General features: G+C 37.8%; 25 protein-coding genes and 1 pseudogene. 12 read left to right on the top strand and 14 right to left on the bottom strand.

Annotated features, from left to right (window positions below):
* Positions 1–232: 232 nt before the first annotated feature.
* Both HFU86_RS08175 and HFU86_RS08170 read right to left on the bottom strand, forming a co-directional pair.
* Positions 233–694: a threonine/serine exporter gene (locus HFU86_RS08175; protein WP_080675670.1), complete on the bottom strand. Its 462-nt coding sequence runs from the start codon at positions 692–694 to the stop codon at positions 233–235.
* Positions 694–1506 (bottom strand): threonine/serine ThrE exporter family protein, encoded by an 813-nt coding sequence (locus tag HFU86_RS08170; protein WP_132495004.1) that lies wholly within the window; start codon positions 1504–1506, stop codon positions 694–696. Before HFU86_RS08170 ends, HFU86_RS08175 begins: the two co-directional genes overlap by 1 nt.
* 148 nt (positions 1507–1654) lie before the next feature.
* Between HFU86_RS08170 and HFU86_RS08165 the strand changes: the two genes are divergently transcribed.
* Positions 1655–2293, top strand: a complete 639-nt coding sequence (locus HFU86_RS08165) for a TetR/AcrR family transcriptional regulator (protein ID WP_132495002.1) — start codon at positions 1655–1657, stop codon at positions 2291–2293.
* On the opposite strand, the gene HFU86_RS20100 is transcribed toward HFU86_RS08165, so the two are convergent.
* Positions 2288–2647 (bottom strand): hypothetical protein, encoded by a 360-nt coding sequence (locus HFU86_RS20100; protein ID WP_255425956.1) that lies wholly within the window; start codon positions 2645–2647, stop codon positions 2288–2290. The genes HFU86_RS08165 and HFU86_RS20100 overlap by 6 nt on opposite strands.
* Before the next feature lie 296 nt (positions 2648–2943).
* Here HFU86_RS20100 and HFU86_RS08155 point away from each other — a divergent pair, with 296 nt between their 5' ends.
* Positions 2944–3237: a DUF5339 domain-containing protein gene (locus HFU86_RS08155; RefSeq protein ID WP_036954805.1), complete on the top strand. Its 294-nt coding sequence runs from the start codon at positions 2944–2946 to the stop codon at positions 3235–3237.
* 70 nt (positions 3238–3307) lie between these two features.
* Here the strand turns inward: HFU86_RS08155 and HFU86_RS08150 are convergent, their stop codons facing one another.
* From HFU86_RS08150 to sra, 5 genes are all read right to left on the bottom strand, one after another.
* Positions 3308–3757, bottom strand: coding sequence for a universal stress protein (locus tag HFU86_RS08150; protein WP_154627980.1), 450 nt, complete (start codon positions 3755–3757; stop codon positions 3308–3310).
* 188 nt (positions 3758–3945) lie between these two features.
* Positions 3946–4284, bottom strand: coding sequence for a hypothetical protein (locus HFU86_RS08145; protein WP_036954745.1), 339 nt, complete (start codon positions 4282–4284; stop codon positions 3946–3948).
* 117 nt (positions 4285–4401) lie between these two features.
* The gene (locus HFU86_RS08140) at positions 4402–4830 is read right to left on the bottom strand and encodes a universal stress protein (RefSeq protein ID WP_006660028.1); all 429 of its coding nucleotides are present in this window, start codon (positions 4828–4830) and stop codon (positions 4402–4404) included.
* A gap of 486 nt (positions 4831–5316) precedes the next feature.
* Positions 5317–6096, bottom strand: coding sequence for a YaeF family permuted papain-like enzyme (locus HFU86_RS08135; RefSeq protein ID WP_132495000.1), 780 nt, complete (start codon positions 6094–6096; stop codon positions 5317–5319).
* A gap of 267 nt (positions 6097–6363) precedes the next feature.
* Entirely contained in the window at positions 6364–6582 is a 219-nt protein-coding gene (gene sra, locus HFU86_RS08130) for a stationary-phase-induced ribosome-associated protein (RefSeq protein ID WP_255425955.1), read from the bottom strand.
* Positions 6583–6973: 391 nt separating this feature from the next.
* Here sra and HFU86_RS08125 point away from each other — a divergent pair, with 391 nt between their 5' ends.
* Positions 6974–7672 carry an aspartate/glutamate racemase family protein gene (locus tag HFU86_RS08125; protein ID WP_132494998.1) on the top strand — a complete coding sequence of 233 codons (699 nt, stop codon included), beginning with the start codon at positions 6974–6976 and terminating at the stop codon, positions 7670–7672.
* A gap of 131 nt (positions 7673–7803) precedes the next feature.
* Entirely contained in the window at positions 7804–8040 is a 237-nt protein-coding gene (locus tag HFU86_RS08120; RefSeq protein WP_036954760.1) for a helix-turn-helix domain-containing protein, read from the top strand.
* Positions 8041–8122: 82 nt separating this feature from the next.
* Here HFU86_RS08120 and HFU86_RS08115 read toward each other — a convergent pair whose 3' ends face one another.
* The gene (locus HFU86_RS08115) at positions 8123–8266 is read right to left on the bottom strand and encodes a hypothetical protein (protein WP_165906925.1); all 144 of its coding nucleotides are present in this window, start codon (positions 8264–8266) and stop codon (positions 8123–8125) included.
* 163 nt (positions 8267–8429) lie between these two features.
* Positions 8430–8798 (bottom strand): MmcQ/YjbR family DNA-binding protein, encoded by a 369-nt coding sequence (locus tag HFU86_RS08110; protein ID WP_132494996.1) that lies wholly within the window; start codon positions 8796–8798, stop codon positions 8430–8432.
* A gap of 180 nt (positions 8799–8978) precedes the next feature.
* On the opposite strand from HFU86_RS08110, the gene HFU86_RS08105 reads away from it, so the two are divergent.
* Positions 8979–9323 carry a hypothetical protein gene (locus HFU86_RS08105; RefSeq protein WP_036954774.1) on the top strand — a complete coding sequence of 115 codons (345 nt, stop codon included), beginning with the start codon at positions 8979–8981 and terminating at the stop codon, positions 9321–9323.
* Positions 9324–9366: 43 nt separating this feature from the next.
* Here the strand turns inward: HFU86_RS08105 and HFU86_RS08100 are convergent.
* Positions 9367–9534: pseudogene (locus HFU86_RS08100) on the bottom strand (DUF4113 domain-containing protein); the annotation flags it as partial.
* A 365-nt stretch (positions 9535–9899) separates the two neighbouring features.
* Between HFU86_RS08100 and HFU86_RS08095 the strand changes: the two are divergent.
* On the top strand, positions 9900–10031 hold the full coding sequence (locus HFU86_RS08095; RefSeq protein ID WP_036954779.1) for an entericidin A/B family lipoprotein: 132 nt from the start codon (positions 9900–9902) through the stop codon (positions 10029–10031).
* 169 nt (positions 10032–10200) lie between these two features.
* Positions 10201–10434, top strand: coding sequence for a DUF1161 domain-containing protein (locus HFU86_RS08090; protein WP_036954782.1), 234 nt, complete (start codon positions 10201–10203; stop codon positions 10432–10434).
* Positions 10435–11206: 772 nt separating this feature from the next.
* Here HFU86_RS08090 and HFU86_RS08085 read toward each other — a convergent pair.
* The 3 genes from HFU86_RS08085 to HFU86_RS08075 all read right to left on the bottom strand — a co-directional run bounded on the left by HFU86_RS08085 (position 11207) and on the right by HFU86_RS08075 (position 13607).
* Complete coding sequence (locus HFU86_RS08085) at positions 11207–11662, bottom strand: Hsp20 family protein (protein WP_187129021.1); 456 nt, start codon at positions 11660–11662, stop codon at positions 11207–11209.
* A gap of 346 nt (positions 11663–12008) precedes the next feature.
* Entirely contained in the window at positions 12009–12221 is a 213-nt protein-coding gene (cspE, locus tag HFU86_RS08080) for a transcription antiterminator/RNA stability regulator CspE (protein ID WP_036954791.1), read from the bottom strand.
* Between the two features lie 390 nt (positions 12222–12611).
* Complete coding sequence (locus HFU86_RS08075; RefSeq protein ID WP_187129830.1) at positions 12612–13607, bottom strand: YbgA family protein; 996 nt, start codon at positions 13605–13607, stop codon at positions 12612–12614.
* Positions 13608–14166: 559 nt separating this feature from the next.
* On the opposite strand from HFU86_RS08075, the gene HFU86_RS08070 reads away from it, so the two are divergent.
* The 5 genes from HFU86_RS08070 to HFU86_RS08050 all read left to right on the top strand — a co-directional run bounded on the left by HFU86_RS08070 (position 14167) and on the right by HFU86_RS08050 (position 20407).
* Entirely contained in the window at positions 14167–17085 is a 2919-nt protein-coding gene (locus HFU86_RS08070) for a molybdopterin cofactor-binding domain-containing protein (protein ID WP_187129020.1), read from the top strand.
* A complete protein-coding gene (locus HFU86_RS08065; protein ID WP_036953454.1) occupies positions 17082–17648 on the top strand; it encodes a (2Fe-2S)-binding protein in 567 nt (188 codons plus the stop codon). The genes HFU86_RS08070 and HFU86_RS08065 overlap by 4 nt, the downstream gene beginning before the upstream one ends.
* An 11-nt stretch (positions 17649–17659) precedes the next feature.
* Positions 17660–18979, top strand: coding sequence for a cytochrome c (locus tag HFU86_RS08060; RefSeq protein ID WP_132494990.1), 1320 nt, complete (start codon positions 17660–17662; stop codon positions 18977–18979).
* Between the two features lie 322 nt (positions 18980–19301).
* The gene (locus tag HFU86_RS08055) at positions 19302–19748 is read left to right on the top strand and encodes a DUF3290 domain-containing protein (RefSeq protein WP_036953459.1); all 447 of its coding nucleotides are present in this window, start codon (positions 19302–19304) and stop codon (positions 19746–19748) included.
* Between the two features lie 8 nt (positions 19749–19756).
* Complete coding sequence (locus HFU86_RS08050; protein ID WP_132494988.1) at positions 19757–20407, top strand: DUF421 domain-containing protein; 651 nt, start codon at positions 19757–19759, stop codon at positions 20405–20407.
* The last annotated feature ends 392 nt before the right edge of the window (positions 20408–20799 follow it).

The raw sequence follows: 20799 nt of genomic DNA, 5'->3' as shown, positions 1-20799 counted from the left end.
AATTGCTGAATACGCTATGTATACTCGCTAGTTGAATGAAATATAAGTCTTTTTGATATCAATTGGTACTCAATTTTATTACATCAAAAGCAATATCGGAATTTGTGCAATAATATACAAAGAATAGATAACAAACTTTATTAACAAAAAGCGTTAATCACTATCAATTAACGCTTTTGCTATGACGTGGTTTACTGCTTAATGACTTCAAACAATGAAATATTCTTGAGCATCAAACACTTGGTTTTTTGCGATATAGCCATAATCCCGGTAATGAAATGCCGATAGAGAGCGCACCGACAATAAAAGATGCCCTTAAAAAGTAAGTAACCAGCGTTTCCATTAACTCTGGGGTATAGCCATATTGAGAAATTTTCACCACAGAAATCATTGCGATATAAGCGCTGATCCCCGGAAACATAGGAATAACCGCTGCAACGGTAAAAACTTTTGGATGAGCCAGCCACCAACGCGACCACTGGATGCCAATCATGCCAATTAAAATCGCAGCAAGAAAACTCGCCCATTCAATTTGCAAACCCAGCGACATTAAAATCATTCGTGAACCATAACCAATCGCGCCTAATAGCCCACAATATTTCAGCGCCCTCACAGGCACATTAAATACCATTGCAAAGCCGACGGCGGGGACAGCCGCTAAGACCATTTTCTCAATTAGCTCAATGAAAAACATTAGGCCCACTCCCTTAGATTCCAAATGATCATTGCCAGTACCACGCCGATACAAGTTGCCAGCGTTAATAAGCTCGCCATCATCCAACGAGCGATCCCTGTATTCACATGGCCTTTAAACATATCCGCCACCGCATTAATTAATGGAAATCCTGGGACTAGCAGCAGCACACTTGCCGCCATTGCAATGGTTTCAGTCACATTTAAATAAGGTACTTTGAGTAATAACCCCGAAACGGATGTCGCGACAAATGCTGTAATACAGAAGTTAATCAATGGGTTAATCTGGCGAGATGTTAACACTTGACGGATATACATCGCACAGCCACTCGCCATAAAGGTGATCAACGCACTTTCCCAACCACCACCGTTAAGGGAACTGAAGCAAGCACAAGAAAGCGCCACCATCACCACCATTAACCAGCGGGGATAACGTAATGGTTTGATACCTGCTAATTTTTTTTGTAGCTGTTTACGGTCAAGTAAATGATGCTCAACGAGGATCACCGCATGCTGAACTTCAGTCACCACATGCATATTAATGCCACGGTCAATAATCCGCCGAGTCGATGTTAAACAGCGCCCATCGATGATTGTGGTTAATACGAGTGAGTTAGATGAAATCGCACTATCTACCTGATTAGCGCCCAAAGCGATACCTAAGCGTGTTGTTAATTGCTCAACCAGCATACTCTCAGCCCCATGCTGTAATAGCAGCAAACCGCATTCAATACACAGCTTCGTAATTTCTCTCTGTGTATCAACAATCTTTTCTTCTCCCTGCGTTTTTTCATCAACGGTGCAATCCTTCATTCTCTCCCCCAAGGATTTGACAAAAATTCAGATATTGATTTAAACATGATAATATTCATATACATCATAGAGGAAAATAACAAACTGAATTATGACCTCTTTCAGATAATTTAGCCTCGTGCCGCCATTTTGTTAGGAAATTGATTTCATGAACCAGACAAGTTCAGCCAAAACACCAAAAGGACAGCGTCGCCACCAAGCACTTATTACGGCTGCGGCGGATATTTTTCTGCAATATGGTTTTGAAGGCACGACATTAGATATGATCATCGAACGTGCGGGCGGTTCCCGTTCAACGTTATATAAAAACTTTGGGGATAAAGAAGGTTTATTTGCCGCAGTTGTGGCATATATGATAGACGATATTTTTACTGAACCAGACCATAAAGAGCCGCCTTTAGACAGTATTGAAGCGGTATTATCGTTTTATGGTTCGCGTTTTTTAGTCAATGTGATTAAACCCCAATCTATCGGGCTATACCGCTTAATACTAGGGGAATACAACCGCTTCCCTGATATTAGCCAACTCTTTTTTGAACAAGGTCCCGTACAAAGCTATCAGCGCCTTGCCGAAAAGCTTGCACAAATTCCGACTGTCAAAGTCGATAAAGACATGCTGTTAAGTATTTCATCCCGTTATTTAGAGATGCTAAAAGCGGATGTTTTTATCAAAACTTTCTGTGTCGAAAACTTTAAACCTAGCGATGAATTTATCCATCAACAAATTGGGCTTTCCGTGGATATCATCGCTAGCTATATTCGTAAAATTAGTGCCAGTAAATCATAATCCATTTAAAATTTCAGTGGCTTGCTGTTGCGCAGCTTGAGAGCTCCCTACTAAAAAGACTTCAGGCCCATACAGAGATGAAATAACCGGTGCTGTACGCTCCATTTCATCTTTGTCTCTCCCATCTGGCTGTAATGTGATCACCATAGCTCGACAATATTCTGCCATCGCCTCTCTTCCTTCTTTCAACCAACGACGTACAAATTTCATACACTCCATGTCTTCTGCTGTCGGTTTTCCTTTCGGTTCCATTGGCGGATAAATTAAAACAAATGGCGTCTTTTTCGCTAATAATTGCTCAAGTTCCGATAACCATGACTGAGTTTCCATCATTGTTGTTGGAAAGGTATTCATCGCACAGACAGGCCAGTTCTGAGAGTATTAATCATAATACAGTTATTCATTAGCATTCCTTACGTTGGGTTATTAGCTCAATAAAGTGTACTGGAATGTACACTTTATTATTGCACCTAGTCAAGAATGATTCTCATTTATAGTTTGCAATTTATGCTATAGCCACTTCCTTTAATATTGGCATGATTAATTTGATAAAAATTAAAACTCACTGAAATATTCATCATTGGTCGATGTCTTTTTAAAAAATGGGATGCTATGCTGACCGAAATATGACTTTTGAAAGTGAAAATATGATGAAAAATATTCTGCCAATTGCATTGGGTCTATTTGTTTCGCTGACTGCATTGAATGCAAATGCAGGACAAGTTTGTGACAAATATTTCAAAGAAATGAATGCGCTAGTTCAACAAGCTGAAGAACAATATAAAAATGAGCCTAATGCGAATGAACAAATCGCATTAATGAAATCACAATTAGAAGACGCGAGAAAAACTCTCGCAAGTTATCCTGAAGATACACAAGAGCAAGCATGTAGCCAAGCATTAACAGCTATTGAGCATGCTAAAGAAACGGTCAATAAATCTTAATTGCCCTAAAGAGAAAGACCTGATAGCTCAGGTCTTTCTCTGAATCCAATCAGTGTATTAAACAATAAAACTATCTTACGACTAAAACAGATATTTTTGCATAAGAGACGATCCCTGAAGCATTCGAACCTAATAAATGTGTTGAAATACTTGGGTTACGCGAGCCAACCACAATAAGGTCGGCGTGAACCTTCTCAGCTTCATCTAACACTTTTTCTCTTGGAGAGCCGAACTCCACTTTATAAGAGATCCTATCTGCTGGGAAATCCATATCTTTCACAATATGATTAACCAGTTCTACAAGCTGTTCTTCCGAACGCTCAATGGCCTTTTTCGTAAATGATGTGAGCAAATCATAATGATAGCTATAACTCATCGAAAATCTTGAAACATCCGGCACTGAGTGAAATAGATGAATGTTAGCGTTATCCATTTTTGCTAAATGAATGGCTTGCTTTAACGCTTTATCAGTCAATGCATCTTCAGAAATATCAACGGGAACCAAAATAGTTTTATTCATATAAGCCCCTCTCAAGGATGTATCTCTCATTCAATTTATTCGTTTTTTGAATAGATGAGATAGCGGTTTAATGGTTATTTTTTGCCAATAAAAGTATAGTCTGAATAAAATCAAAATGTCGTGAACTGGTTTACTAATCTGAAAATCAATTCAGTAAAATAACCACAACATTTGGCAATTTATTCAATCTAATCCTCTTCTAAGTGCCACTTATGTAATATGCGATGAATAAACGGCGTGACGATTAAGCCAATACTAATAATGAATACACTTTGTAAAAATAAACCGTAAATAGCGATAAAGAAACGACCTGTTTGGGTGATTGGTGCCGGCTCAATTGCTTGGCCGCTCAGCATTGATAATGCATTCAGCATAGATTCCATTATCGAATGCCCTTCAATAAAATAAAAACCAATAATCCCAGGCAGTAAGCCAATAAAAAACACTAATAACGCTAAAAAATAAAAACGCAGAACTCGTAAAACAAAATGTTCCATGCGCATTAATTCTTTAGTGAATTTCTCCATAAAAATCCTACTCAGTCCATGCCGATATGCTAATTCAACAATGACCTTGCAAACGACATAAAAAAACCTATGCAACATTACGGGAACTTCATTGCATAGGTTTTAAAAAACAATAAATTAACGAACAACCAGTACGGATGTTTCTGCGTAACGAACAATTCCTGCCGCAGTAGAACCTAACAAGTGAGTCGTAATATTTGGACGGCGAGAGCCAATCACAATAATATCGGCATTAATATCTTTTGCGGTGTTAATCACTTCATCACGAGGTGAACCAAACGTAATCGTGTAACTGACATCATCATGAGGAAGATCAATCGAATCCATCAGCATTTTCATGTCTTCTTCTGCTTTCACTGTCGCGCGGTCTTTAATTTCCATATACCCCAGCGCATACGCATTAATAATTGCCGAAGAGATAGGCAATACGTGGATCAGGTGAATTTTTGCGCCAGATTGTTTCGCTAAATTTACCGCATGACGAACCGCTTTACTGGTCAACTCTTCTTCAGTGAGATCGATAGGGACCAAAATCGTTTTGTACATAAGCCCTCCTGATAAATTATCGAATAAACATTAACAATAAAATTATAATCAACTGTACGTAAATGTCTCTTATCTCAAAAGATAAATGAGATCTCCGGCTACAAATTAACAACATTATTTCTTTATCAGCACTAAAATTCACTTCATCACTCAGAGAAAAAGCAAAAAATGTTAAATATTTTTCGTAGGAATTAATTGAGATTGCAGTAAAACAGGCCAATAAAACTATTAATCAATTTGTTTTTTAAGCACTTTTGGGATTTCTGATGGGATAAAAAATTATAATAGTTATATGAAAAAAGGGGTTGATTTCTTAAATGAGAATAGTTATCTTTTATCTCGTGAATAGTTGAGTAAATTACTCGGTCTTTTCACAACGACATTGCTCACATTGCTTCCAGTTTAGCTGGCCAACTCATTTGAGTTGGCCTTTTTTTTACTTTATGGCAAACAGCATTTCATCAAAACTTCGCCTGCAATACCCCATCACTTATTGAGGATCGCCCCCCCAAAGCTCCAGTTTTTTAAATGTCCAACATAGGTTAAACGTTCTGTCGGCATAAAGGTTGGTACATCCCCCGAACGCATGTGCAAAATATCAGCAGGCGTAATCCATGATGAGTTCCCTTCAAACAGTGGTACACCGGCATATTTATACGCATCTAGGACAAACTGCGAACAAAAGAAACCGTTGGCTTGTTCAATATCATCCCCTAATTGCACTGTAGCCAGTGTTTTAAGGCAAAAATTACGGATAGTCTGTCCAATTAGTGGTAATTCGCACACGCGTTTTGTCAGCATCCACGGCGCAATCATGATGATCCCTTTCATGTTGTATTTACCTCCGTCATTAGCAGTAGAAAACTCACGCAGTTTTTCTGCATGAAATGACGTTAATAAGTTATGCCGTAATACAACCATATTATTAGAATCCGTGATTGCTTGGTCGAGAGGAATAATTCTGACTCCACTCCCAACCGATTCTGCCACCTGACCAAATCCTAAATAAATAGAAGCGTGACTCACTCCACTCACGCTAAATAAGCGGATCCCCCATGAATTCACCCCCGTAGCTGAAGACAAAAGGATATCTCCGGGCAGCATATCCGCCACTGTCAATGTTTCAACGGAATCCTTAATCGGGATCGTGTTAGCGTGCTGAATACTAAACTTCAGCTTATTTGACTCATCGTCAGTTTTAAATTGCGTTGAACAACCATTTATAAATAGAAAACAAAAAAATAGCATCCATTGGCATAATTTCATCTACACATATCCATTTTAGTTGTATTTATCATTATTCTCGTTCTCGATTTTATCGACAGAATATGACCATCACACTATTTTATTTTCTTTAATAGATAGAAACTTAGTCGCGATCACAAAAAATCATTGAATGATCATGAACCATTCCAATGATAAAATGCCATCAGATAATTCAAAAAAAGATATGAGTATATGAAGGGAATTTATTATTTCGGAACATAAACCCTCTAGTCAATCTAGAGGGTCACATCTTACCCTGAAATTAATTTAGATATATTCTGGATAAAATACGCTGACAGAATGATAGGTTTTCTTCTCGGTTGCTTTATTTTTCTGTACCGCAACAAATGGCTTATCCTTCAGATTTTCAGGTAAAGCCGTAGCATTTTCCTTTGCAATCACAGAGACTTGAATATTACGCTTAGAACGACTTAATTTAAACGGCATCCCTAATAAACGACGAGCCTGATTATTACTTACCATCATAAACTCCTTAACTAAAAAATTTAAATTCATAAACTGAACATCAAAAAAATAGTCAGTGTAGGTCACTAGGTTTATTTTACTTACTAGTTATCTAAAAAATAAAATAAGTAACTTTAGTAGTATAGCAGCAATAAAATATTATTTAATGAAGATTTACTGGACAGTCCCTGTGCGTTATCAATTAATCTTTCAAAAAATAAAAATGAAGTTAATCTCTAATATACGATTAATTATAGAAAGATAACTCCAATATTAAAACTAGTAAGATAGTTATCAGTTAAAAATAATCTCAGCTTTATTTATATTATTGATAAAAACTGATATTAACGGATTGACTCCCCATAAATACGCTCAGTATAGTAAGAAAAAAACACATATAAGGTACTTAGCAATGAAGACTATAGGACTTATCGGGGGAATGAGCTGGGAATCAACTCAACTCTATTATCAGCAAATAAATGAAGGCGTTAAGCAAAAACTAGGAGGGTTGCATTCCGCTAAGATTGTTTTATACAGTGTTGATTTTGCTGAAGTGGAGCATTTTCAATCTCACGGTCAATGGGAGCTTGCTGCTGAACATTTAGCAAGAGCAGGGATGAGTTTACAAGCTGCTGGCGCTGATTTTTTAGTTTTGTGTACAAATACGATGCACAAAGTTGCTTCCCAAATCGAAGAAAAATCTAACCTTTCTCTCCTTCACATTGCAGATGCAACAGGCGAAAAAATAATACAATCAGGTATTAAAACTATTGGGTTGTTAGGTACTGCATTTACCATGGAGCAAGCTTTTTATAAAGATCGTCTAATTGATAAATTTAATTTAAGTGTTATCACGCCGAATAAGACAGACAGAAAAATCGTTCACGATATTATCTACAATGAGCTGTGTTTAGGCGTTATCTCTGAAACTTCACGAGCCGAGTATCAACGCATTATGAAATCACTCGTTGAACAAGGTGCTGAGGGTATTATTCTTGGATGTACTGAAATTACATTGCTGGTAAATGGAGATGATACTTCCGTGCCCGTCTTTGATACCACGGCAATTCATGCGCAAAGTGCGGTTCAATACGCACTAAAAAACCAGTAATAGCGAATTACCATACATTAGGATAATTATCATAAAATTATCCTATCATCACCAAAATGCAGATACTTCCCTATTAACGTTTAACATATCTATGTTATTTATTGTCCACCACTAATTTTAGGGCTGTACCGATGAACGAAAGAAAACTTAACAACCTCTCTTTAGGTCAATTCATCAAAGAACAGCGTCTCGCTCGTCAAATAACTGTCACCGAGATAGCCAAAGCCATTTCAGTTTCAGAGCGCACATACTCCCAATATGAAGACGGCTCCTCGTCTATATATGTTGCGCATCTTATTGCACTAAGCTCAGTATTAAATGTTGAACTTCACACACTGCTCGACGCTTATTTAAATCCAGAATCATAATATTTAAACTCTCCTCTTAGCATAAAGCCTTTAGCTTTCACTTTATGCTAAGTCCCGTTTATTGATATATTTGAGAACGCCCTTAGGGTTGAATATAAAATACACTCATCATAAATATTTCTGTTATTTTTCCACTATAAAGTAGGTATTCCACAGGCGTTGCAATCATACTGATAGAGCTCATCATCGCTTCTGCGATCATTTCTATTGGGTTAAATACAGGCATATATATTCTCCTTTTCGGACACACTATCTTAGCTAGGTAATTCCGCCTATAGGATTAAGTGCAAATTACTTCTAATAAACATGTTATGGCAGGTGTATTCTCTTCAAATGATGAAAATAACAATGCCAATCGAATGGCACTAAAGCAGAAGCCCAAAGACGGGCTACCTTAATGACTTTGCAGTCAATTTGTAACTCTCGTCAATCAATGCTTTAAGCTCATCTTCAGGAAATCCACTGTCCAACTTTATAGTAATCCAGTGCTCTTTATTCATGTGATATGCTGGATATACCCCTTCCTTTAACCTCAACGAACCAACTAATTCAGGAGGAGATTTGAGGTTTATAATATTAACCATCTCATCACTCTCGCTTTCGTATAATCTCTTTGATGAAATCGTCAGAATGACAGCAAACCACTTTGCGTTATTTTTATGCCTATAAATAATGTAACTAGGAAACTTAGCCCATGGGTACTCAGCGACAGCGCCATAATTACTCTGGATATACTCCATAAGTTCATTTTTGTTCATCTCACCATCCCACTGATAAGTTTCAGTTATGCTAACTTAGCGAGAATATAAATTGCAACAAACGAAAAAATGCGCGAATTTAGCCTAACTTATGACACTATTGTCAAAATAAAAATTTTAGGTAATCTTACATAAGTTTATTATGTAATTACCTCACTAAATTACTTTTTAGGAAAAATTATGTTTGAATCTAAAAATATGCCATTAATTTCTTTCCGCGCTTTTTTAAAGCGAATGCTATTACATTTTGGTTACGCTTTTGCACTTATCGTTACCACTTTACTCATTGGCATTGTCGGGCATATAGCTTTTGATTCGAGCATAAGTTGGCATGATGCCACATTCAACAGTGCCTTTATAGCTAATGGAATTGGTCCATACATTGTTCCGCAAAACATTTCAGGAAAGATTTTTTTCGCTTTTTATGGTGTATTCACCAGTCTGGTTTTTATGACCACTCTAGGATTGATATTTGCACCTATTGCGCATCGAATGTTACACAAATTCCATTTAGATGATGAGTAAAAAAAACGTCTGGTTAAATTCCATGACCCAAGGCATGATCTTTTCAAGCGCTCGCCACAGGCAACTCATCAAAATTTGTCGTGTACGCTGGTGACGACATTTCGCGCTTCATTTGATATCCACTATCGCTTCCTTTCGCAGCAAACCAGATTTTACCTAGGCCACTATTATTTATTGTGTCTAATGTATTCATAAGCTCATCGCCGTTCTTAAATAGTTTTTGATTGCCCTAACCAGAGTGGTAAGGCGATTGATGATAATATTAAAAGAATACCGACTAACAGCATTGAAAAACATTAAGCATACAGATAAATATCTCTTCTAATTTCATAGAATGTACCCTTCATTGCTAATGTTGATTGATAGTATAATAAGTGTTAACACTTAAGGGATTAACACTAAAAATATGGCAGCTCATTTTCATTTGCCAGATATCACTGACCTTATGCTTCACAATGATAGAAGTTAATATTAATATGACAGCTCTATGCAAGTGAAAATATCAATCAAGTTGTTCTGCTATAATTAAAAATGATCTTTTGTAACTTATAACTTCACACCTAAAAGGAAGAAAATATGTTGAAAAAAATCAGTTTTCTTATTTGCTCATTAGCTGTTGTTTTCACATTAACTGCCTGTAACACCACTAAAGGTGTTGGTGAAGACATAGAGGCTGGAGGTAAGGCAATACAGAGAGTAGCCCAGTAAAAACCTACATTTAACAGATTAATAAAACACTAGCGGGTTAGAGATGAAGATACCTTCTAGTGTTTTACAACTATCAACGGATAGCTTTAAATATTTCATTTAAGTATACTTATTAAGCTTTTTAAAAGAATTTCTATTAAATGACTCCAGCTTATAAGGAATATTGCATATGAAAAGAAGAATAATTATTGCTACATTAATAACATTATTTATTCCAGCGATTGCGAGTGCGTCATGCGAAAGCGTTGTTGAAGAAATTACGCAAAAAATTATTAACAATGGCGTTCCTGAAGAGAGCTTTACCATTACCGTCGTTTCAAATGAAGAAGCAGCCTCACAACAAGGTACTGTTGTAGGTAATTGTTCTAATGAAACACAAAAAATTATTTATACAAAAAAATAATTCTCCCCAAAAGGGCTTGTTACAAAGCCCTTTCATTTCTCATTACCAACTTAATAAGACGCAATCATCTTCCTGCAAATGGTCACCAACCACAAATTGATTTATGTTGGTTGAATTTGTAAAGTTCACTGCCACTATCGCGATTGTAACCAAGCCCCCTTTAAGTTAAATTACTCGATCCGCTATGAAGTGATATCTGTGTATTGGTGAAATTTTTATATTAATTGTTGGCATATTAACAATTTAAGCAATTGGATTTGTTGACCACTCTATTGTTAAATTCGTTGTTGTTCAATTTCCCATATTGCTTTCCTGTTAAAAATATACTTTACTATTGAATAAATTTTTCATTACATAAGGGAGCGGTATCGATATATATGTATACTAACCCCATTATTCTCTTACTCGTATTTATCCCTGCCCTTGCCTGCATCCTATTCATTATTGCTCAAGATAAAAAACAACCAGATATAATGACACTTTTTTTAAAATTCTCTATCTACTTGTTAAGCACTCTGGCTTTCATAAATTTAATTTTTTTCGCAAGAGCGTTCACTGATTGGTATTAACGTTTGCTTGGACTCCGCGATTCGTTGTCTGAGTAACCAATAATTTCGGGTAGCGGAGTCAGTAGGTCGGGCAATGATTACATCATCCAAGCCAGTGGCAGTAACAATTACGATTTTTTACAGCTGGCTTTCATGTTCCCTGCACTAACATGTATTAGGCAAAAAAACCCGCCATTGCTGACGGGTTAAAAAATACAGAAAAATTATTTTGTATCTTTATTTTCAATAGCTATGATCTGAGGTTTCTCTTCTTCCGGAATTTCATATTCAATATTTAATGTTAACAAACCGCTTGATAATTCTGCGCTTTCAATTTTTACATTCTTACCGAGATTAAATTCAAGAGAAAATTTATTGTGTGTTATCCCTTTATGGATCCATTTCTCTGAATCATTAACTAATTCAGTTGATTGCTCACCTTGTACATAGAGTTTCCCACCTTTTAAGGATACGCTTAAGTCATCCTCTTTATAACCAGGAACACTGACAGTTAATTGATAATTTGATTCATTTATTTGTTTTAAATTATATGGATGTTCTGAGGTTAATGGCCGATTACCAGTTAATTGGCTGAATAAACGATCCATTTGGTCAAACCTGCTAGAAAGCAGGTTATCAGATAATGTTGGAAGTAGTGAAAAAGATCTAATGTTAGACATAATTTCTCCTTCAATATCAAACTAACTACCTATTACATAAGCACCATTAGCTATTCGCCCGTATGGATTAACTCTTTATCTTGGTGCATAACTTATATAGTGTCGCTAATGAAAATCTCAATTCAACACTTACAATTCTTTACATTAAATGTAAGCAAGCATAAAAAAACCCCGCCATAGCGAGGTTTTTAAAAATATCCAATCTGGTGACTAACATGCCTGAGCTTTCAATGGTACTTTTGCAAAAGTGCATTTAACACCGGAAGGGTTACTTTTGGTTGCTTCAAAATGATAGAGTCTATATAGAGAGCCTTTATTTCAAGGACATCTCATAAAGAGATCGATCTTAAAGAGCCACTACATTTACAGCAGCTGGACCTTTTGCACCATTTTCTACCGAGAAGCTGACTTTTTGCCCTTCATTAAGAGTTTTAAAGCTATCACTTTGGATTGCAGAAAAGTGAACAAACACATCTTTGCTTCCATCTTCAGGAGAAATAAAGCCAAAGCCTTTAGATTCGTTAAACCATTTTACTAAACCAGTCATTGTATTAGACATATTGAATTCCTTTGAATTTTTAATTGTTGCCACATGGCATATAGGTTTGATTTTTCTTGATACTTATGGAACTAATTAGAAGGAATTCACTACGAATGGGTATCTGTGGGATAACGCTAAACGGGGAACTTTTCAAAACTTGCTTTCATAAATAGGTCTGTACTTCCAAACCAGTGGAAGTATTAAGCCACACAAACACTGGGATAACAAATTTAATTTTCAATTTCATGGCAAAAGGGGAGATTTTGCTTAGTGTGCCATCCATTCATTAGCAATAATTTTTCAAATAAATCACATAGATAGCCAACATGGTCTTTAGATTCAATATTCATATGATTGGAATAACCAATCATATGAGCAACTTTAAAATACTGAAGTAGTATTTTAATATCATAACCCATATCTCAATCTTAATGACTGAGGATAAGGATGAAAGTATTTTTGATTATTCAAATAGTTATCAGGATATTCAGATAAATAGTGCGTAATTAATGTTAATGGAGCCAATAAAGGCTGTGTTCCTTGGCGATATTCGAGGATTAACGTGCTCAATGCTTGTCTTTGGTTTGATGTCAGATAGCGTTTAAAGTAACCTTGGATATGCATAAGCACATTAGTGTGATTGCGCCTAGTTGCTTGGTGTTGTAATAAATTCATAAACTTATTTCGATACTCATCAAAATAAGAATCGATTGAATCCCATTCATTGTTACTAGCAACAAAACGACCAAGTTCTCGATAAAGAGGCTGTGAATGCGCTAATAAAAGGAGCTTATATCGAGTATGAAAGTCGATTAATGAATGACGATTAAATGCGTTTTTCTTTAATTCATTTAGCTCATGAAGAGCAAATATCCGTATAATAAAATTTTCTCGAATATGGGGATCGCTTAACCTGCCATCTTCCTCAACAGGCAACCAAGGCATTGCTTTGAGTAATTGTTCAGTAAAAAGCCCCATTCCAGACTTTTTATTACCATTGCCAACAGAATCATATACTCGAACCCTTTCCAAGCCACAACTAGGTGAGTTTTTACATACAATATAACCACTTAAATTTAAAAGCCCACTCAAATAAGTGGTCGAAAACTGAATCATCTCTTCAGTTAAATCCCCTTCACGACCATCGCTGAATTTGAGCCTAACGCTATTTTCGTCAGATTTAACTAGCCTCAATGCGGGTCTAGGTGTTGGTAAACCAATCGCCATTTCCGGGCATGCTTGTTGGTATTCGAAATAATCTGATAACTCATCTACAGCAAAATGAAAGCGCTTATGACCACCATCAAATCTAACACTATCACCCAATAAGCATGAGCTAATACCTACAGTGATTTTTTTACCTGATGTATTGCTCTTATCACTAGAGGTAAGAATATTAACCATCATTGCCACCTTATATAAAATCACTTATATACAAAATTGATTTATAGTAATAATTGGAATTCATATTAGTAACATTGCACTTTATTTACTAGCTTTATAAACCACGACTCTATACTCTAATAAAATAAACAAACAGAAAAACCCACAAATATTAGGCTTTTAAGCTGTCGACGTTGTAGTCACTCTTATCACGATATCGACATAATCATATGCTTTATATAATAAAATACATATTGATTTAATTATTCATTAATAAGAATTACTATCATTTAAATAAATTACATTCTAATAAAACTCAGTTATTTTATTCAATACTGTCATATTAAGATGACCCCAACAGTATTATTCACTTTCTTGTCTAAATCCCTTTACTCGTTCTTGATATATCAATACAGATACCCATACTATTTATGTAACTTACTGAGCTATCTGATATTAGCCATCAAATTGCGAACAAATTAAATCGAAATAAAACAATCTTATAATGCGTGGCTAAAAAATATTATTGACTTCCATTGCTCATAATAAAAACCCTAAAAATATAATCAGGGAGCACACTATGTCGGGTCATATTTCTAGACGTAACTTCATCAAACTAGGCACTATTGCAGGCATTGCAGTGATGGTGGGTAAACTCCCTTTTGCGATAGCAATGGAGCTCGATTCTGACTCTCCATCAACCGATTGGATAGGTCAAAATGGTAAAGCACGCTTTCGTTGGGATGGTGTTGAAAAGGTCACCGGCCGTAAAAATTTTGCTCGTGATTACCGCGCTAAAGACATTCCCGGCTGGCCTAAAAAACAAAGCTATGCCTTTATGTTAAAAGCAACAGAAGCAGATAAAACCTTTGAAGGCATTGATATTTCAATGTTAGGTCCAAATTTACAGCCTGATAAAGTTGTTTTACAAGAAGACCTTATCCGTGATGGCTTAAATATTCCTCAAGACACCAGTATGGGAAAAGGCTTCTATGGCACCAATATTTTAGTGCCTCTAGGGGACACTCCTCCGATTATTGGCCACCCTGTTGCCATCTTGATTTATCATGATTTCGATAAATACAGCGCAGCACAGCGTATGTTACGTTTTGCGACAAACACCGTAAAATATGGAATGGTGACTGGACCAAAACCGCCCGCTAACTATGGTGCAGCGCGATATGTACGTATCGGTGGTGATACCCCACTTTCACCTTCTATCTTTTCCCCTTATCAAGATTCAGGTATTAAAGGTGGGTTCGATGGCAATACACCTGTTTGGCCTCCATATGACCCCAAACATGCCATTTCTATTCCACCAGTGATCCGTAAAGATCGTGGTGGTGGTTTTATTCAAGCCCTTCATCAGGCAGAAAAAAGCCCTGATAAACAAGAAAAAGCGATGGATTACGCACGGCAAATTGAACAAGAAATCGCTGCAGCTCGCCAGAATCCCGATAAATTTGTGATTGAGCGCCATGGTTTTTCACAATCCATTGACCCTTGCGCAATGGAGCCTGATAACTGTAATACTTGGTATGATGCACAAACTAAAACACTGCATATTTTAACCGCGACACAGTCTCCTGCAGGAGTCGTCAACGCCGCTGCTGAGTTATCGAAGCACAACAAACATTTTTCTGTCGAGAACATTGTGTTATTAACAGGTTCTACCGTCGGTTATGGCTCAAAAGACTATTCGGTTTTTCCTTTCTATTCGATGGTCGCCAGTTTCTATGCTGATGGCTTACCTGTTCGTATGGCAAATGACCGCTATGAACAATTCCAAATGGGAATGAAACGTCACTCTATTGAGATGGATGTCACCATTATCGGTGATAAAAAAACGGGCAAATTTGATGTATTAAAAGGTACTTATAACTGTAATGGTGGAGGTCGTGAAAACCTCTCGGTTGCCGTATCACACGTTGCGGTACGTGGTGCCCAATCTATTTATTATTTCCCAAAATCTGACCTCACCGCTCTCGCCATGGCCACCCCGGCAGTCGAAGCGGGCTCAATGCGTGGCTTTGGTTCCTTACAGTCGATGGCAGTCACTGAATTGATGGTCGATGAAATCGCTCATAACCTCAATATTGACCCAATTGAACTGCGCCGCCGTAATGCCATATTAGAAGGTTATCCGAATACACAAGGTGGTGTAATAGCGGGTGACCCTCGCAATGTCGAAATGTTAAATCTTGCGGAAAAACACCCGATTTGGGTCGATCGTGAAAAAAATAAAGTCGATTATGAAGCAAAAAACCCCGGCAAGTTATACGGCGTTGGCTTTGCGCAAGTGCAGCAAGTTTATGGTTCTAGCGGTGTTCCAACGATTCTTTCTCTTGAATTTGATGCGAATGGCAAGCTAACAATGCGCCATTGTATGCAAGAGATTGGTACCGGTGGTACAACCGCACAACAAGTTATGGTATGGCAAGCACTCAGCAAAGCCCCTGATGTGGTTGAATTTGGGGTAACTGAATTTGCAGAACTACCACTCAAAACCAGTTGGGCAGATCAGAAAAAACAAGATGAACTGTCAAAAACTGATCCCTATTGGACACCTGCGCTGATCCCTGACATGAGCTCATCGAGCGGCGTTTATTACATTGGATTTGGTACACGCCAAGCGGGTCATTTTTTATTAGAAAATACCCTATGGCCTGCGGCCAAAAGCATTTGGAGTGAAGGTCCTGGCGGAGGAGCGTTCAATGGCTTAAATGTTGAATTTGCAGATATTCGTGTCGGACCAGATGGTATTGGCGGTGGTGGGATGAAGCCCATTCCTTTTGACATTTTAGCCAAAAGAGCCCATGAGATGGGGCTAATCATCGGAGTTGCTGTTCACGGCTATTCAAGCTGGCAGTGGGCTCGCGCAGAGTTCGATATTCCAACTGTAGGATTGAAAAATCTCCCTCTCGATGCAATATCCGTTCGTTATGGCGAGGGTGCTCCACAAGAACTGAAAAAGCAGATGACAACTGGCGGTTACCATTTTATTAAACGTAAAATTGCCTATTACCCACCAACACAACGCGCAAAAGCTGACCCAACTACGGTCACACCAGCTTCCTGCCTCGTCGAGCTCAACGTCAATACTATGACGGGTGAGGTCGATATCATGCGCCACCATATGATTATGGATCCCGGTACGATGATTGTCCCTGAATTGGTTTCAGGCCAAATTCAAGGAGGTACCGCGATGGGTATTGGTCACGCATTGATGGAAGAATTGCCACTGTATGAAGATGGGCCAGGTAATGGAACATGGAACTTTAATCGCTATGTTCTGCCACGCGCAAAAGATGTTGCGGTTTGGCAACAAACCATTGATTACTTACCTCCTCTATCAGAAACTTCGCCACCAAAAGGCATGGCAGAACTGGGAATGATCCCTATCTTACCTGCGACGAGTAACGCATTAACCCATGCGACAGGTAAGCGTTTCTATGAATTCCCTATCACGGTAGATAAAATTAAAAAGGCACTCTCATGAAAATCAACCATGCCGTTCCGATTATTGAGCGCAAGCCACTAACACTGACCATTAACGGCCAGAAAATTGGTCCTATTGATGTTCCTGTTGGGATGCCAATGATTGAGTTTTTACATGAATACCTTGACCTCACAGGCACCCACTTTGGTTGCGGGCAAGGGATCTGCCATGCTTGCACCATTATGGAAATTCAGCCCGATGGCTCAACGGTTGAAAGCCGTACTTGTATCTTTGGTGCCCATTATTTCAACAATAAAAATATTGTTACCATCGAAGGGCAAGCCAAACTGGATGAGCAAGGCAAAGTTGTTGAATTAACGCCAATTCAACAAGCTTTTATCGAAAACTTTTCGTTCCAGTGTGGCTATTGTGCCCCCGGTTTCGTCACAGGTGCGACGGTATTTCTTGATAAACTGAAGAAAAACCCAGTGAAACGAGACCAACTCGAACATGCGATTGAAGAAGCCCTCAATGAGCATATTTGCCGTTGTACAGGCTATGTTCGCTATTATGAAGCAGTGAGGAAAGTCGCTCTAGACACTCCTGGCTGCGTGATCGACTAGGGAGAAACCTCATGGCTAAATCCAGCTCTCTACGTAAAAGCATTTATATTATTATCTTATTATTCATCATATTAATGCTTGCGATCCTATTTGGTGCTTTTCGTACCTCCAGTATCGGTCCTGATTTAGATAAACCGCTGACCTCAGAAGAAGTCGCCAAATTGCTGCCAAGAGGGCAAGAGTTGGCAACTGCTGGTGATTGCTTTGGTTGCCACTCATTACCTGAAGGGCCATTGGCTGCGGGTGGGCGTGCTATCGGAACCCCTTTTGGTACCATTTATTCCACAAATATCACGCCTGATAAGCAATTTGGTATCGGTAACTATACCCGTGCTGATTTCCATCGTGCTTTGAAGGACGGAATTGGTAAAGAAAGAGGCAATCTCTACCCTGCCATGCCGTTTGTATTTACCCATATGACGACATCGGATGATATTGATGCCCTGTATGCTTATGTGATGTCACTTCCGCCAATCAATGTACCAAATAAAGAAAATACAGGTGTATTTGTCCTACCCGTTCGCCCATTTATGAACTTCTGGACTTTACTCAATTTCCCTAAACAAAATGCGCCTCATGACCCACAACGTTCTGCCGAGTGGAACCGAGGAGCTTATATTGTTGAAGGTCTGGCACACTGTGGCGCTTGTCACTCACCACGTAATTTAATGATGGGTGTCGAGTTTTCACGGTCACTTCAAGGGGGTGAAGAAGCCGGTTTAGCAATCCCTGATATTACAGCCGAAGCGCTTTCCAAACATGGGTACGATACCGCCTCTTTGCGCCAATTCCTGCTTACAGGGAATGCCCCGCAAGGCTCTGCATTTGCAGATATGAGCACAGTGACTCATTTTTCTACTAGCCAGATGAATAAAAGCGATGTTAATGACATGGCAATTTATTTAATGACGGATAAACAAGGAAAAATACTTGGAGCCGAAGCTCCGCCAGCTCCATTGCCCGAGGCAAACTCACCAGACGTGGGTAATGTCAGTCAAATCATGGAAACGGGTCGGTTAATGTATATGTCTACCTGCGCAGGTTGCCACGGGATCACCGGAGAAGGAGTCCCTAATGGCATTCCAGCGTTAAAAGGTAATGCCATCTTAGCTATGGACAGCCCCGAAACCTTTATCAGTGTAGTGTTAACGGGTATTCCAACCACCACTTTCCCTAATGGGCAGCGTATGTATGCTATGCCAAGCTTTGCCGATGATTTAACGCCACAAGAAATGGCTGATTTAATATCATGGGCGCGCGCCGAATGGGGGGGGCAAGGTAAACCCGTCACTGCCGAACAAGTTGAAAAACTGAAAAAGGCGGCTCAATAATCACTCATCGCTTCTCTTCAAATGACTTATTTATTGAAGAGAAGCGACATTATTATTTTCATTACGATATTTGAATAAAATCTCAATTAATATTTTTGTTATCTAAAAACCGATCTTGAATTAATCCCACAAGCAGGTTTTCAAAATGCGTCCTTTGATAAATACTGAAACCATCGACAATTTTTAACTTCAACATAAAAATCAATGACAGATCTTGGGTAATGACCGATAACTCAAAATTAGATTTTAATCTCAGAGCTAAAATGCGAATAAGTCACTATAATAAAGATGGATATAGTGAACAATCAGGAATGATTTTTATATGAATTTTTATGGGATAGATTACTTGCAAGCGCAGTCTAATATAAATGATTATTTTAAATATATTATTATTTTTGGCACTTTATTTGCTTTAATCGTTTTTTTCATCCTATATATGCGTCACCGCCTACAAACTAAATATCGGGATTTAACGATTATCGCCTTCTTATTTTTACTCTTCATTTCAGGCATTCAGTATCAAGATTATACCGATAGTCAAAATATACACTCAAAATCATCCCAAATGGTTAATTTCGTAAGGTTATTATCAAAAGAAAAAGGCGTAGATATAAATTCTATATTTTCTAACTCGGTACAATTATCCGATGGCATCATCATTAAAATTGATGACCGTTATTACCGTATTCATCTAAGCGTAGATCAACAAACTTACAGCTTAGAAAAAGTTTGGTTAACAAATCCCGAAATTAAAATCATAAAAAAATAAGGCATAAAATGATTATTTATACACCTATTATTATAAAGCTTGGATTAGGGATCCTATGCCTGATTGTTCAAATAAACCTCATGGGCAAAGGAAATTTAGCCCCCTCATCTGCAATGGATCAAGTTCAAAACTATGTTCTAGGCGGTATTATTGGTGGTGTCATTTACAATGAATCAATAACAGTACTGCAATTTATACTCGTGTTAATCATATGGACTTTACTTGTTTTTGCCCTTAAATTTTTAAAAGAGAATAATCCCTTTATTAAACGAATTATTGACGGCAAACCTATAACCTTGGTACATAATGGCAGCGTTAACGTTAAAGAATGTCTAAAAAATGGTGTTTCCGCTAATGATTTGATGTTCAAACTAAGATCAAATGGCATATACGAAATAGAGCAACTAAAACGCGTTGTTCTCGAACAAAATGGGCAATTGACTATTATCCAAAGTGGCGATGAGAATATACGTTATCCAATTATCGTCGATGGCTTAGCTAACCATGACTTACTCGAAATCATCGGCAAAGACATTGAGTGGTTAGAAGACAATATTTCGAAACAAGGTTTCAATAAAATCAGTGAAATATATTTAGGTGAGTATTTGTCTGGCAGGATTAATTTATATGGATATGAAAGAAAGAATAACGCAGATTAAGTTAGATTTACGCCTTATATAGGACTGAAGGAATGCTTACCGCTTTTGGTATTTGGGTCATGCTCTGAAGCCAAAATCGCTCTAAGCTTGTCTTGCGGCTGTTTCAGTGATAAATCAGGATATTGTCCTACTTAACTTACCTTCAAATCGGTAAGAGTATGACGATGAGATAGAACCTTTTTCACTAACCTGTATCAAAAATCCTCATCCATCTGCTATCATGTGCCCCTGAAAACTTCACCTCCATAAATGAGCTTCTGTTTTTTATCTGTTTCGTAAATGCCTTTATGCATCGTGGCTTTTGTCTCTATAGACTTTAGTCTGAAAAGCAATAACAGAAAAAACAAAATTTCTTTTATTTTTTATAAAGTTAAATTATCAGCGACAACACA

It is taken from the genome of Providencia sp. JUb39 (assembly GCF_012272845.1).
Classification (GTDB): Bacteria; Pseudomonadota; Gammaproteobacteria; order Enterobacterales; family Enterobacteriaceae; genus Providencia; species Providencia lanzhouensis.
This window is presented reverse-complemented; position numbering and strand designations above follow the sequence as displayed.

Excerpts from the sequence above, each read along its gene's own strand:
- HFU86_RS08055 (WP_036953459.1), top strand. The coding sequence starts at position 19,302 with ATGAATTTTTATGGGATAGATTACTTGCAAGCGCAGTCTAATATAAAT.
- HFU86_RS08075 (WP_187129830.1), bottom strand. The coding sequence starts at position 13,607 with ATGGTTAATATTCTTACCTCTAGTGATAAGAGCAATACATCAGGTAAA.
- HFU86_RS08065 (WP_036953454.1), top strand. The coding sequence starts at position 17,082 with ATGAAAATCAACCATGCCGTTCCGATTATTGAGCGCAAGCCACTAACA.
- HFU86_RS08125 (WP_132494998.1), top strand. The coding sequence starts at position 6,974 with ATGAAGACTATAGGACTTATCGGGGGAATGAGCTGGGAATCAACTCAA.
- HFU86_RS08090 (WP_036954782.1), top strand. The coding sequence starts at position 10,201 with ATGAAAAGAAGAATAATTATTGCTACATTAATAACATTATTTATTCCA.
- HFU86_RS08145 (WP_036954745.1), bottom strand. The coding sequence starts at position 4,284 with ATGGAGAAATTCACTAAAGAATTAATGCGCATGGAACATTTTGTTTTA.
- HFU86_RS08085 (WP_187129021.1), bottom strand. The coding sequence starts at position 11,662 with ATGTCTAACATTAGATCTTTTTCACTACTTCCAACATTATCTGATAAC.
- HFU86_RS20100 (WP_255425956.1), bottom strand. The coding sequence starts at position 2,647 with ATGAATACCTTTCCAACAACAATGATGGAAACTCAGTCATGGTTATCG.
- HFU86_RS08110 (WP_132494996.1), bottom strand. The coding sequence starts at position 8,798 with ATGAACAAAAATGAACTTATGGAGTATATCCAGAGTAATTATGGCGCT.
- HFU86_RS08150 (WP_154627980.1), bottom strand. The coding sequence starts at position 3,757 with ATGAATAAAACTATTTTGGTTCCCGTTGATATTTCTGAAGATGCATTG.
- cspE (WP_036954791.1), bottom strand. The coding sequence starts at position 12,221 with ATGTCTAATACAATGACTGGTTTAGTAAAATGGTTTAACGAATCTAAA.
- HFU86_RS08140 (WP_006660028.1), bottom strand. The coding sequence starts at position 4,830 with ATGTACAAAACGATTTTGGTCCCTATCGATCTCACTGAAGAAGAGTTG.
- HFU86_RS08050 (WP_132494988.1), top strand. The coding sequence starts at position 19,757 with ATGATTATTTATACACCTATTATTATAAAGCTTGGATTAGGGATCCTA.
- HFU86_RS08175 (WP_080675670.1), bottom strand. The coding sequence starts at position 694 with ATGTTTTTCATTGAGCTAATTGAGAAAATGGTCTTAGCGGCTGTCCCC.
- sra (WP_255425955.1), bottom strand. The coding sequence starts at position 6,582 with ATGATGGTAAGTAATAATCAGGCTCGTCGTTTATTAGGGATGCCGTTT.
- HFU86_RS08070 (WP_187129020.1), top strand. The coding sequence starts at position 14,167 with ATGTCGGGTCATATTTCTAGACGTAACTTCATCAAACTAGGCACTATT.
- HFU86_RS08095 (WP_036954779.1), top strand. The coding sequence starts at position 9,900 with ATGTTGAAAAAAATCAGTTTTCTTATTTGCTCATTAGCTGTTGTTTTC.
- HFU86_RS08165 (WP_132495002.1), top strand. The coding sequence starts at position 1,655 with ATGAACCAGACAAGTTCAGCCAAAACACCAAAAGGACAGCGTCGCCAC.
- HFU86_RS08105 (WP_036954774.1), top strand. The coding sequence starts at position 8,979 with ATGTTTGAATCTAAAAATATGCCATTAATTTCTTTCCGCGCTTTTTTA.
- HFU86_RS08060 (WP_132494990.1), top strand. The coding sequence starts at position 17,660 with ATGGCTAAATCCAGCTCTCTACGTAAAAGCATTTATATTATTATCTTA.
- HFU86_RS08135 (WP_132495000.1), bottom strand. The coding sequence starts at position 6,096 with ATGAAATTATGCCAATGGATGCTATTTTTTTGTTTTCTATTTATAAAT.
- HFU86_RS08155 (WP_036954805.1), top strand. The coding sequence starts at position 2,944 with ATGAAAAATATTCTGCCAATTGCATTGGGTCTATTTGTTTCGCTGACT.
- HFU86_RS08170 (WP_132495004.1), bottom strand. The coding sequence starts at position 1,506 with ATGAAGGATTGCACCGTTGATGAAAAAACGCAGGGAGAAGAAAAGATT.
- HFU86_RS08120 (WP_036954760.1), top strand. The coding sequence starts at position 7,804 with ATGAACGAAAGAAAACTTAACAACCTCTCTTTAGGTCAATTCATCAAA.
- HFU86_RS08115 (WP_165906925.1), bottom strand. The coding sequence starts at position 8,266 with ATGCCTGTATTTAACCCAATAGAAATGATCGCAGAAGCGATGATGAGC.